The sequence below is a fragment of the Lishizhenia sp. genome (assembly GCF_057456495.1).
Window position 1 is genome coordinate 1 of the sequence record NZ_JBVCPV010000075.1, and the last position, 12618, is coordinate 12618.

The 12618-nt window shown below is 37.2% G+C and carries 15 protein-coding genes; 8 read left to right on the forward strand and 7 right to left on the reverse strand.

Going from position 1 to position 12618, the window contains the following annotated elements; translation table 11 throughout:
• The 5 genes from AC22ZQ_RS07070 to mutY form a co-directional block, all read right to left on the reverse strand.
• The coding region (locus tag AC22ZQ_RS07070) for a hypothetical protein (protein WP_318958082.1) at positions 1 to 195 on the reverse strand (195 nt) is incomplete at its 3' end.
• Positions 196 to 298: 103 nt separating this feature from the next.
• Positions 299 to 868, reverse strand: coding sequence for a gliding motility lipoprotein GldD (gene gldD / locus AC22ZQ_RS07075; RefSeq protein ID WP_318958083.1), 570 nt, complete (start codon positions 866 to 868; stop codon positions 299 to 301).
• Positions 849 to 2180 carry a gliding motility-associated protein GldE gene (gene gldE, locus AC22ZQ_RS07080; RefSeq protein ID WP_318958084.1) on the reverse strand — a complete coding sequence of 444 codons (1332 nt, stop codon included), beginning with the start codon at positions 2178 to 2180 and terminating at the stop codon, positions 849 to 851. The genes gldD and gldE overlap by 20 nt, the downstream gene beginning before the upstream one ends.
• Positions 2181 to 2185: 5 nt before the next feature.
• A complete protein-coding gene (locus AC22ZQ_RS07085) occupies positions 2186 to 2653 on the reverse strand; it encodes a single-stranded DNA-binding protein (protein WP_318958085.1) in 468 nt (155 codons plus the stop codon).
• 78 nt (positions 2654 to 2731) lie between these two features.
• Positions 2732 to 3754 (reverse strand): A/G-specific adenine glycosylase, encoded by a 1023-nt coding sequence (gene mutY / locus AC22ZQ_RS07090; RefSeq protein ID WP_318958086.1) that lies wholly within the window; start codon positions 3752 to 3754, stop codon positions 2732 to 2734.
• Positions 3755 to 3866: 112 nt separating this feature from the next.
• On the opposite strand from mutY, the gene AC22ZQ_RS07095 reads away from it, so the two are divergent.
• The 6 genes from AC22ZQ_RS07095 (at position 3867) to AC22ZQ_RS07120 (ending at position 9171) form a co-directional block, all read left to right on the forward strand.
• A complete protein-coding gene (locus AC22ZQ_RS07095) occupies positions 3867 to 4157 on the forward strand; it encodes an HU family DNA-binding protein (RefSeq protein ID WP_090248495.1) in 291 nt (96 codons plus the stop codon).
• 311 nt (positions 4158 to 4468) lie between these two features.
• Positions 4469 to 6016: an Rne/Rng family ribonuclease gene (locus AC22ZQ_RS07100; protein WP_318958087.1), complete on the forward strand. Its 1548-nt coding sequence runs from the start codon at positions 4469 to 4471 to the stop codon at positions 6014 to 6016.
• Positions 5997 to 6497, forward strand: a complete 501-nt coding sequence (locus AC22ZQ_RS07105) for a regulatory protein RecX (protein WP_318958088.1) — start codon at positions 5997 to 5999, stop codon at positions 6495 to 6497. The genes AC22ZQ_RS07100 and AC22ZQ_RS07105 overlap by 20 nt, the downstream gene beginning before the upstream one ends.
• 141 nt (positions 6498 to 6638) lie before the next feature.
• Positions 6639 to 7352, forward strand: coding sequence for a polyprenol monophosphomannose synthase (locus AC22ZQ_RS07110; RefSeq protein ID WP_318958089.1), 714 nt, complete (start codon positions 6639 to 6641; stop codon positions 7350 to 7352).
• A gap of 98 nt (positions 7353 to 7450) precedes the next feature.
• Positions 7451 to 8782, forward strand: coding sequence for a dihydroorotase (locus AC22ZQ_RS07115; RefSeq protein ID WP_318958090.1), 1332 nt, complete (start codon positions 7451 to 7453; stop codon positions 8780 to 8782).
• Positions 8783 to 8784: 2 nt separating this feature from the next.
• Positions 8785 to 9171, forward strand: a complete 387-nt coding sequence (locus AC22ZQ_RS07120; protein ID WP_318958091.1) for a DUF4296 domain-containing protein — start codon at positions 8785 to 8787, stop codon at positions 9169 to 9171.
• A gap of 188 nt (positions 9172 to 9359) precedes the next feature.
• Here AC22ZQ_RS07120 and AC22ZQ_RS07125 read toward each other — a convergent pair whose 3' ends face one another.
• Complete coding sequence (locus tag AC22ZQ_RS07125) at positions 9360 to 10022, reverse strand: hypothetical protein (RefSeq protein ID WP_318958092.1); 663 nt, start codon at positions 10020 to 10022, stop codon at positions 9360 to 9362.
• Positions 10023 to 10229: 207 nt separating this feature from the next.
• On the opposite strand from AC22ZQ_RS07125, the gene AC22ZQ_RS07130 reads away from it, so the two are divergent.
• Both AC22ZQ_RS07130 and AC22ZQ_RS07135 read left to right on the forward strand, forming a co-directional pair.
• Entirely contained in the window at positions 10230 to 11315 is a 1086-nt protein-coding gene (locus AC22ZQ_RS07130; RefSeq protein WP_318958093.1) for an Mrp/NBP35 family ATP-binding protein, read from the forward strand.
• Between the two features lie 2 nt (positions 11316 to 11317).
• On the forward strand, positions 11318 to 11575 hold the full coding sequence (locus AC22ZQ_RS07135; protein ID WP_318958094.1) for a NifU family protein: 258 nt from the start codon (positions 11318 to 11320) through the stop codon (positions 11573 to 11575).
• A gap of 548 nt (positions 11576 to 12123) precedes the next feature.
• Here the strand turns inward: AC22ZQ_RS07135 and AC22ZQ_RS07140 are convergent.
• A partial coding sequence (locus tag AC22ZQ_RS07140; protein ID WP_318958095.1) for a T9SS type A sorting domain-containing protein occupies positions 12124 to 12618 on the reverse strand: 495 nt, incomplete at its 5' end.

Below are 12618 nucleotides of genomic sequence, written 5' to 3' on the forward strand. Positions count from 1 at the left end.
AGCCTCTATTTGCTCTGAGGGATACTCGCCAATTATAAAAGTATTCTTTTTGTATTGAACATCATCTAAAGATAATCCCAAGGCATTCAGTTCATGTAACTGATCTGTTGTGGACCAAATCTTAACGCGCGAATAAGTTTGTGCGGATAGGCACGACAAAAAAAGTGAAAAGCAGCAAAGTAATAATATCCTCATATTGTAGTATTTAGCATTAAAATTAAGGAAATAAAATGGGAATTTCCCTTATTCTCCTCACTACTAACTACGTATGAAAATTAGAAAGGTAGATTAATTCAACTTAAAACTTGGTTGATTCCAACATCTTAAGAATATCTTCTTCCACAAAATTAAGTACTGGTTTAATTGAATCATAAGAAGGAACAGCGTTAAACATCACATATCCACTCATAAAAATATCCGAAGAATCTGTTAAATAGAACTGTATAGGTTTGGCTACATCTCCTCCTAGAAAAAAGTAAGTTCCATACACTCCGTGCTCTGGATATAATAAAGTAGTGTCTTTGATAAAGGACGCCTTTATTTTGTGCTCATCCACCTTAGAAAGCGAATAATCTATGTAACGATAAAGCTCCGTTTCCATGGGAATATAACTCAAAAACAAAGTTCCATTTAACCCTTTAAAATTGATATCTCTGTTACAAGGGTTTCGCTGGTCTTTTTTATCTACCACTTCGAAATAAGATGGAATAGTAAAACTAAAACCACAGGTATCTTGGTAGTTTTTATAAACCCTTTCTGGGAAGTTTAATTTGAAATAAGTAGAAGGTTTGGGAATGTAATTTTCATCCTCACATGCTACAAAAAGTAAACTCAACACTATGAAAACACTAGTTATTCTCCACATCATCTAACACTATTACTTTTACCATTTTCACTCTTCGTTTATCAGAAGATTCTACTACAAATTTGTAGTGATCGAAAATGATGTATTCGTTATTCTTTAAAATCTTTCCGGCTTGTTCTATGATGAAGCCTGCGATAGAATCTGACTCACCTTTGGCTTCTTCGAAATTCTTACCGTCTATTTCTAAAACTTTGTACAAATCCACCAAAGGCGTTTTACCTTCGAATACATAAGTACTCTCATCTACCTTGGTATAAACTAAATCATCGTCGTCGAACTCATCGGTAATATCCCCAACAATTTCTTCCAATACATCTTCTAAAGTAACAATTCCAGATGCTCCTCCATACTCATCAACCACAACGGCCATGTGCATTTTCATGTCTTGGAATTCCTTTAAAAGATCATCAATCTTTTTATTTTCCGGAACAAAGAAGGGTGTTCTTAGCAATGATTGCCAATTGAAATCTTCTTCCTCATTTAAGTGAGGCAATAAATCTTTGATATAAACGATACCGATAACGTCATCAAAATTCTCTTTATACACTGGAATCCTAGAAAAACCTGCTTCGAGTATCATATCCATCAACTCTCTGTATGTAGAATTCTCCTCTATTGCAGTAACATCCAAACGTGGACGCATTATTTGGCGCACATCGGTGTTACCAAATTTCACAATTCCTTCTAAGATTCTGTGATCGTCTTCTGTATCGTTCTCCTCTCGCGTTAATTCCAAAGCATTTTCAAGGTCATCCGTAGAAACATCAAGAGATCTTTTCTTCGCTGCTTTATTGATAAATTCTGTACCGCGAACCAAACCTAATTTCATCCAGGATATCGGAGGTATTCTACCGATGGAATAAATAGGTTTAGACATGAACAAAGAAAGCTTTAATGGATTTCTGTTGGCATATACTTTAGGTATAACCTCCCCTATCAACAAGATAATGAAGGTAATCCCTGCTACTTCTATTAAGGTTCTCACCCATGGAATTCCATAATCCTCTGGGTATATTTGACCAAAAACATAACTCGATAAAATAACTATCCCTACATTAATGAAGTTATTGGCGATAAGTATAGTAGCCAATAATTCTTTGGGATCATTAATTAAAGTAATAGTAGTTTCTGAAGATTTACTCTTTCCAGTTTTGAGTTCTTCTTTTTCGTTTGGACCTAAGGAGAAAAAGGCTACTTCTGATCCTGAGACCAAAGCCGATAAAAGCAATAATATTGCTAGGACAACAAAACTTATCCCAAGTTCAATATCAACGTTTAATATCGCAAGAAAACAACTGGCGGGTTCAATATCCATAGATTCTAGAATGGTAAATCGTCGTCCTGATCGTCAATTAAATCATTTGCCAATTTTTCAGTTGGCTGCTGTGGAGTACCAGCATTATTATACGGTTGTTGCGTAGGAGCATTTTGTTGCATAGACTGTGCTTCTGCTCTAGACGTCAACATCGTCATGTTATCAGCCACAACTTCTGTTGCATAACGCGTTTGGTTATTTTCGTCTTGCCAGTTTCTTGTTCTCAGTTTTCCTTCAATGTAAACCTTATTTCCTTTTTTCAAGTACTTCTCGGCAACATCAGCCAAACCTCTCCAAACAACGATATTGTGCCACTCTGTATTATCTCTTCTTTCTCCTGTGTTTTTATCTGTATAAGATTCAGAAGTTGCGATAGAGAATCTACACAATTTCACGTTATTATCTAACATTCTAACTTCAGGGTCTCTTCCTAGATTCCCTATCAAAATAACTTTATTTACGCTTCCAGCCATAGTAACAAATGTAAAACAAAGATAATATAAAGTAAATAGAAGGAGGGAAAAATATCTGCCCGAAGCTTTATAGATCACTTAAGCCTTTTCTAAATGTTCCTCTAAAAACCTATCTATCACCCTGGGTATAGCATGGTCCTCTAAATGATCAACCTTGATATAATTATTTAAAACATCCTCTTTTGCCGAGGCTTTCCAAAATTTAACGTGCAACTTTTGGTGACTTAAAACATGCTTGGTTTCATACATCACCCTTCCCTTTATCTCAAAACCTTTTTCTTCTGCAAGTTCTTCTATAGTTTCTTCTGCCTTCTTGGTTTCTATTAAAGGAAACTCAAACATGTTGCGCCAAATACCTTTATCGTCGCGTTGCTGTAAATAATAAGCTTGCTCATCTACTACTATATAGTGTAAAAATCTATCCTGTACCTTTATCTTCTTAGACTTAACGGGTAGCTCTAGTTGTGTACCTTCTTGAAGGGCAATACAACCTGTTTGTAAAGGACATTGCTCACAATTCGGATTTTTAGGTGTACATACCATCGCTCCCATCTCCATCATCGCTTGATTAAAACTGGCAATTTCTTCAGGAATCATCAACTCGTCTGCATAAGACTGAAACTGCTTTTTACCTTGAGTAGTATCTATGGGAGTTGCATCATTAAAATAGCGCGATAGCAACCTGTAAACATTTCCATCAACCACCGGATGTGGCAAATGAAAAGCAAAAGATGCGATGGCAGCGGCTGTATAATCTCCCACTCCCTTCAAGCTTTTAATACTTTTATAATCGGATGGAAAAACTCCTCCAAAATCGTCTATGACTTGCTTGGCCGCAAAATGTAAATTTCTTGCTCTACTGTAATACCCCAAGCCTTGCCAGAGCTTCAAAACTTCTTGTTCGGATGCATTTGCCAAATCTTTAACCTCCGGAAATTCCTTAACAAAACGTTCATAATAACTCAACCCTTGTGCAACTCTTGTTTGTTGAAGGATGATTTCTGAGAGCCAAATACGGTACGGCTCTTGCGTTGAGCGCCAAGGTAATACACGCTTATTTTCTTCGTACCAGTTTATAATTTGACGACCAAAATCTGACATAGATTAATTTTTTTTTAATTTTTTTTGAGAAAAAGCAAAGGTAAACCATTAAAGCTAATTACTTTTGCGCCTGAAAATCACATTGTTGTTATAAATAATAAAAATTACAAAAATGACTAAAGCAGACATTATTGCTGAAATTTCTGAGGAAACAGGATTAGAGAGAGTTGAAGCACAAAAGGCAGTAGAGGCTTTTATGGCATCTATCAAATCGTCTTTAACTAAGGGAGAGAACGTATATTTAAGAGGTTTCGGTAGCTTTGTTGTGAAAGAAAGAGCTGAGAAAACGGGTAGAAACATTTCTAAGAACACAACAATCATAATTCCTGCGCACAACATACCTTCATTTAAGCCTGCAAAGACTTTCGTGGAAGAAGTAAAAACTAAAGTTGCTGTAAAATAATCCCTTATTCGGATATTTTACTAAATATTTTATACCTTTGCACTCCCATTTGAAAGAATGGGAGTTTTTTCGCCCCGTGCGAAAGAAGATTTTTAAAGTAGAATACTAACATTTAATACATAGAGTTATGCCAAGTGGTAAGAAAAGAAAAAGACATAAGATGTCTACTCACAAGAGAAAGAAAAGACTTAGAAAAAACCGTCACAAGAAGAAAAAATAATCTTCTGACATTTTAAAGTTATTAGCAAATTGACTTAGTGATTTCGTATCGCTAAGTCATTTGTATTTATTCACATTTTAAAACGGCTTCCGTGAATTACGAATTAGTAATCGACTCCAGACCAAATGGAGTTTGGATTGCTTTGTTAAAGGATGGAAAGCTGATTGAGTTGCATGAAGAACAAGGGCAAACTGAGTTTTCTGTAGGTGATATTTACCTCGGAAAAGTTAGAAAAGTTGTCCCTAGTTTGAATGCCTGTTTTGTAGATGTTGGGTACGAAAAGGATGCATTTTTGCATTACTTAGACCTTGGTCCGCAATTTAGATCGCTCGATAAGTTTACACGACAAACCTTGCAAAGCAAGCAGAACGTGGCCGACCTTCTTTATTTTAAGTCAGAAGAAGACATTCCGAAAGACGGGAAGATTACAGATATAGTATCTTCTACTCAACCTATATTGGTACAAGTAGCTAAAGAACCTATTTCAAGTAAAGGTCCACGTCTTAGCGCCGAAGTAACATTGGCGGGAAGATTTTTGGTTTTAGTACCCTTTTCTGAAAAAGTGAGCATCTCACAAAAGATCAAAGATCACAAAGAACGCGATCGTTTGAGAGACATCATGCGCGATATTAAACCGAAAAACTTCGGGGTAATTATCAGAACTGTAGCAGAAAATAAAAAGGTCGAGCAACTAGATAATGACTTAAAAAATCTCTTGGAGAAGTGGAAGTTAATGCATCAGAATTTGCAACAATCCACTCCACCTAAACGCGTTTTAGGTGAAATTGGAAAAGCATCTGGTTTATTAAGAGACCTTCTCAACAGTAGTTTTACTAACATACATGTAAACGACGAACAGCTTCTAGAAGAAATGAGCGATTACATTGAAAGTATAGCTCCTGGAAGAGAGAAAATTTTAAAGCATTACAACGGAAAATTAGAAATTTTCGAAAAGTTTGGCATTAACCGCCAAATTAAAGCTTTGTTTGGTAAGAAGGTTCCATTACCAAGTGGTGGATACTTAATTATTGAACACACAGAAGCTATGCACGTTGTTGACGTGAATAGTGGAAACAGAAAGGGCGCAGACAATCAAGAAAGCAATGCTTTGGCAACCAACATTGAGGCCGCTGAAGAATTAGCAAGAGTATTGCAACTGCGTGACATGGGTGGTATCGTAGCTGTTGATTTTATCGATATGCACGAGAAGGAAAACAACAGAGCGTTGTACGAGAAAATGAAGGAATTCATGAAACCGGACCGCGCCAAACACAACATCCTTCCTCCATCGCGTTTTGGGGTTATTGAGATAACGAGACAACGCACAAGACCGGAAACTGACATCAATACCAATGAAACGTGTCCGGCATGTAACGGTACAGGAGAGGTTACTGCAAGTATCCTTTTCACCGAAGAAATTGAAACGAATTTGGATTTCTTAATCCAAGACAAAAAAGAAACTGATATTACTTTATTAGTACACCCATATATCGAAGCATACTTCAAACGTGGACTAATTAGTAAGCAAGTGAAATGGTTCTTTAAATACAAGAAGTGGATTCCGGTAAGAGGAATTACAGCTAACCATTTTATGGAATACTCTTTTGTCAACAAAAAAAATGAGAAAATTGCACTCTGACATGAAGTCGGAGTGCAAATACTCGCTTTTAGAGGCTAAGCAAAAAATTGAAGCCTACTGCGCCTATCAAGACCGCTGCCATTCTGAGGTTGAAAACAAATTATTTTCTTGGGGATTAGACGAAGAAGACAGAAATGTGCTCATCGCAGATCTTATTTCTAATCGTTTTTTAGATGAAGAACGCTTTGCTGAAAGCTTCGTTTCTGGAAAGTTCAACATAAAAAAATGGGGGCGTAACAAAATAAAACAACACCTTAAACAAAAGCGTGTTTCCGAATATTCCATAAAAAAAGGCTTATCTATCATAGAACCTGACGCCTATTATTCAACCCTAGTCCATTTAGCACAACGGAAAAAAGCTAGTTTAAAAGCATCTGAAAACGAATGGCAACAGCGCGCTAAAGTAATGCGCTATTTACATGCGAAAGGCTACGAACAGGATTTGATTTATGAAGTGATGGATACACTTTTTAAAAACTAGTTCAACCCTACAAACTCCGAGATCCCATTTACTCCCGTAACATCTTATTTTACGGCTATTCGTTAAATAATCACAAAGGAAAATTGGGGGTTTTCTTTCTTCGATAATTCCATTATATTAGCAACACTAAAAAATAATGGAGTGTCAGACAGCGTAGTAATCATCCCCACATATAATGAAATAGAGAACATAGAGAAAATGGTTCGCAAAGTTTTCTCTTTAGAAAAAGAATTTCACTTATTAATTATCGACGATAATTCTCCGGATGGAACGGCAAAACGCGTTAAAGAACTGCAGAAAGAATTTCCTACGCAACTTCACCTCGAACAACGTGAAGGAAAACTTGGATTAGGAACTGCCTACATACATGGCTTTAAATGGTCGCTCCAAAGAAATTACGACTACATTTTTGAAATGGACTGTGATTTCTCCCACAACCCAGATGATTTAATTCGATTATACACAGCTTGTAAAGAAAACAATGCTGGCTTGGCCATAGGTTCTCGCTACTGTAAAGGTGGTAAAGTAAGCAACTGGCCCTGGGATAGAGTGTTGATGTCTTATTTTGCGTCTATCTATGTACGAATGATCTTATGGATAGGTATTAAAGACACTACAGCAGGTTTTAAATGTTACGCCAAAGAAGCATTGCAATCGGTAAATTTCGATGCAATTACCTTTAGAGGGTATGCTTTTCAAATCTGTATGAAATATGCCGTAAAGAGACACAAATTTAAAATCGTTGAGGTTCCTATTACTTTTGTAGATAGACTTTACGGAGAATCAAAAATGAGTTCTGGTATATTCAAAGAAGCACTTTTTGGTGTTTGGAAAATGCGCGGACTAAAATTATAAGTTCATTTCTGGGAAATCCTTGGTTTGAGCCTTACCTTTGCCAAGGTATACGAGGTTGAACGCCTTAAACTACCACCACACATACAAAAGAAGTACATATGAAAACAGTAATCAAAGGAGGTTTAGTAATAAACGAAGGAAAGAAAGAACATTTAGATATTCTTATTGAAAACGGGAGAATTACAAAAATGGCAGCAAACATTTCTGAAGCAAATGCTGAAGAAATTAACGCCGATGGAAAATATGTACTTCCTGGATGTATAGACGACCAAGTTCACTTTAGAGAACCAGGTTTAACACACAAAGCCAACATTGGTACAGAAAGTAGAGCTGCAGTTGCTGGAGGTATTACCACTTTCATGGAAATGCCTAACACCGTTCCTAATGCGCTTACACAAAAATTGTTGCAAGACAAATACGACATTGCCGCGAATACAAGTATTGCCAACTATAGCTTCTTCATGGGAGCCTCTAACGACAATATAGAGCATGTTTTACAAACCGATCCGCACAACGTATGTGGTGTAAAAGTCTTCATGGGATCGAGTACAGGAAACATGTTGGTAGATGAAACAGCTACTTTGGAAAAAATATTCTCTGAAGTTCCAATGTTAATTGCCACACACTGTGAGGACGAAGCTACAATTAGAAGAAACACAGAGATTTACCGTGAAAAATACGGTGAAGACATGCCTATTAAATACCACCCAGAAATTAGAAGCGAAGAAGCTTGTTACCTTTCTTCTAGCAAGGCGGTAGAATTGGCCAAGAAATTTGATACTCGTTTACACATTTTACATATCTCTACAGGAAAAGAAACTGAATTATTTAGAAACGATATTCCTCTAAAAGAGAAAAGAATTACTGCAGAAGCATGTGTACACCACTTATGGTTTACAGATGAATTTTACGACGAAAAAGGAACGTTTATTAAGTGGAACCCAGCGGTTAAGTCTGCAGCCGACAGAGACCAAATTTGGAAGGCTTTGTTAGACAACAGAATTGACATTGTTGCCACAGATCACGCACCTCATACCTTGGAAGAAAAAGCAAACAAGTACTTTAGCGCTCCTTCTGGAGGACCATTGGTACAACATGCTTTATTGGCCATGTTGGAGAAATATAAAGATGGAATTATTCCTTTAGAAAGAGTAGTTGAAAAAATGGCGCATGCCCCAGCTGATTGTTTCCAAGTAAAAGAAAGAGGATACTTAAGAGAAGGATACTTTGCAGATATCGTTATTGTGGATCCGAAGCAAGACCAAACAGTAACAAGAGAAAGCTTATTGTACAAATGTGGATGGTCTCCTTTTGAGGGAACTAAATTCTCACACGTTATCGATAGAACTATCGTGAACGGAAAAACGGTTTACCATAACAACGCAATTGTTGAAGCCGGTAACGGTCAACGTATTACCTTCGATAGATAATCATGAAAAAATTAAGGCTTTACATATTGGGGTTTTCTTTCATTTTCACGGCTTGCCAAAACAATTTGGAAGAAAATCCCAGGCCTTCTAACCTCATACCGCAAGACACTTTTCAATATGTTTTACAAGACTTACTCGTTTTAGAGGGGTACGTACAAAACAAATACAGGAGTCTGCCCAATTACTACAAAATCTTAAAACGCGAAGGGCAAGATATTTTTGCCAAGTACCATTTAGACAGCGCGCGTTTTAACGCCTCTTTCACCTATTACAGTAGAGAACAGCAAATTCTGAACGATATCTACACCAAGATTTCGGACTCTTTAAACATGCGTTCATTTTCTTTAGAAAGTGATGTTTCTACACAAAAAGACTCCATTTCGAAGTAAGGATACTTTTACCCCTTAGCGATTGTAAGGATACCCTGCAGGAAGGAAATTTAAAAAAACTTGCGCTTTTGGGGCGACCTAAGAAGCCACAGAAAGCACCCAGCTTTTTTTTAGTTGACAACCGAAGCGTAGGATAAAAAGCGCGGTTCCACCCCAAAGTTCTTGGGGTGAAAAGGGCCAATAAATCATTAAAAGGTAAAGGACATACCTAAATCTAAACTGAAATTTAGGGTCTCTCCTTCGTTTACTTTCCTGCTGAGTGGTAGAAACTCTGTCTCCCCTTGCTCCACTCCGAAAAGATATGCTCTCGCGTTCACTCCTGTGAAAAAACTTACATGGTCTCCAAGTTGATAATTTAAGGCACACTGAACGTTTACACCCGTACTGTGAAGGATATGGTCCTCCCATAAAATAAAATTGTTCGCATCAATGTGCAACACTTCTTCTTCAGCATATCTATACAATAGACCTATTCCATAATCTAAACTAAAGCGTTCATTTAGTATTTTGGTTTTACCTAAATTCATAGCTGTAGTAAGATGTAATCTATTTGCAATTGGTCGTTCTGATTTCAACCTTTCCATATAACTCCATTCATGCAGGTACTGCACAGAACCCGACCACCAGTACCCTTTAGGACTGTAATTTTTATAAGCGACACCAATTGAATTGTGCAGCAAACCGTTAAAAACGCCATTCCCAGGATAAAGTGATTTTACATTTAATGGAACAGTTCCATCAGCATAGTTTTGTAAAAGTCCCGTAAATAGACTTATTCGATGTTTGTTTGTATTTTGACAGAAAACGATACTCGAAAGAATTAAGGAGAAAAGTAAAATTGATTTTTTCATGGTGGTATATTTTTATCTCCATCAAATTAAACGAAATCCAGGCGAAAATCCATAACAATAAAATCCATATTTCAGAGAATTTATACTTCTCTAACGAAGTAAAAGAGTAAAGCCAACACCATTCTTAGTCACCCATTAAACATTCCCCACTTTATCCTTTACTTCTTAAAGTATTAGCCTTATTTTTGCCGGACGTAAAGAATAGCTATGGCAATTACAAGAGACAAGGTATTAGAGGCCTTGGGCAATGTTTTAGAACCTGATTTAAAGAAGGATATCGTTTCTCAGAACTTAGTGGAAGACTTAGTAATAGAGGGAAACACAATTTCACTTACCGTTAATGTTACCAACCCTGCTCTACACGCAAGAAAGCGTATGGAAGAGGCCGTTGAGTTTGCACTAGAACGTGTATTGGGGAAAGAGATAGAAGTTGAGTGTACCGTAAAAGGTATGAGCAATGCAGAATCTGCAACGCGCAGAAGAATCTTGCCTGAAGTGAAAAACATTGTAGCCGTTGCCTCTGGTAAGGGTGGTGTAGGAAAATCTACAGTTACAGCAAACCTTGCGGGTGGATTGGCTAAAGCAGGATACAAAGTAGGTATCGTTGATGCCGACATTTATGGTCCTTCTATGCCAACTATGTTTGACGTAGTAGGAGAAAGGCCTACCATGATAGAAGTGGAAGGTGAAAAGAAAATGGTTCCTGTAATGAGCTACGGTATTCAGATCATGTCTATCGGTTTCTTTACAGAGCAAGACAACGCTGTTGTTTGGAGAGGACCTATGGCTTCTAAAGCATTGACACAATTATTTACAGATACTTACTGGGGAGAATTGGATTACTTGTTAATTGATTTACCTCCAGGAACAGGTGACATCCACTTATCATTGGTACAAACAGTTCCTTTAGATGGAGCAGTGATTGTTTCTACACCACAGGAAGTAGCTTTGGCCGATGCACGTAAAGGAGTGAACATGTTTAAACTAGACGGAATCAAGGTTCCTGTTGTTGGTTTAATTGAGAACATGGCTTGGTTTACACCTGCTGAATTACCAGACAACAAATACTACATCTTTGGTAGAGATGGAGCCAAGAATTTGGCAGAAGGTATGAACGAAACGTTCTTAGGTCACATTCCACTGGTACAAAGTGTAAGAGAATCTGGAGACGTAGGAAGACCTGCTGTATTCCAAGAAAACACACCAACTGCAAATTCCTTTGAAGAATTAGTTCGTAAATTTGTGGTAGAAGTTGAAAATAAAAAAGCAGCTAAAGTTGCTGAAAAAGCATAATTATGGCCTTGAATAAAGAAGAGATTACCAAAAAAATAAATGCAGCATTAGAAGATCTAAGACCTTTCTTAGAGGCTGATGGTGGAGATATGGAATTGGTAAATATTACAGACGAAGGTGTTGCTCAAGTGAAATTATTGGGTGCATGTTCTGAATGCTCTATGAGTCCGATGACTTTGAAAGCAGGTTTGGAAGAAGCCGTAAAGAAAGTGGCTCCAGAAATCATTCGCGTTGAAGCGATTGATATGGCTGAAGCTTAATTGGAATTTTAGACTTTTAGTCTCTCGACTCCGCTCGAGAACCTCCTATTATAAAGGGTTGATGATCTGCAAAAAGCATTGATATTGAAAAGGGATGGACATTTATTGTTCGTCCCTTTTTTTGTTTAGATAGCTAGAGATCTAGATTTCTAGATGGCTAGAATAGATTCATAGACTTTTAGATTGGTCGAGGGAATTGTCTGTCAACTCTGCTCGAGAACCTTAATTATAACTTATTGTTTTAGCATTTGTGACAGGTTTCCGAGCGGAGTCGAGGAACCGGTCTTAGTAAAGCTTATGGATTGATAAAATTGAGGTCTGAGGTTCGAGAAATCTAGAAGACCGACACCCAGCAATTCAATGATTCAATGATTTAACATGGAGAGACTTCATTACACCATCCCCCGTTCTTTATCCAAAGAAAAACCTTTGTGACCTTTGTGGTTCAAACTACCTTCTTGTAGTTTCGTGTTAAATCTGTTTCCTGTAAGAACTAAACAACATAAAAAAGGTCGAGAACTCCCGACCTTAACTTAAATTTCATTATGCTATTTCTTGATAAACCTTTGCGTGGATAAACCAGTTGATGTTTGAATTTGTACTATGTACACTCCAGCTTCTAATGTACTCACATCTATTTTCTGGTTTTTGTTTAAATCATTTAACACCACTTTACCTTGTAAATCAACAACTGAAATTGTTTCCGTTTCTATCTCTTCTTTTAAAGTAATATGAATAAAATCTTGTGATGGGTTCGGTGCAACGGTGAAGTCAATTCCTTGCTCTATCGTTTCATCTGTTCCTACGCCTGTTTTAGTAAAGGTATATACGGTTCCTTCAGCGATGGTTCCATTCAAATATGCTAACTCATCCCCCGTTCCAAATACTTCCATTGTTGGAGAGGCTGGATCTCCTGAAAGGTAAAAACCATCTTCAGAAATTACCTCCGTGTCAAAATCTATGGCTGGAATAAAAGCAACCCCTGGCCCCGTTTCCCCTTCGTAACAATTAACAGCCTGAGTTACAGAAGTAGGTCCAAAATG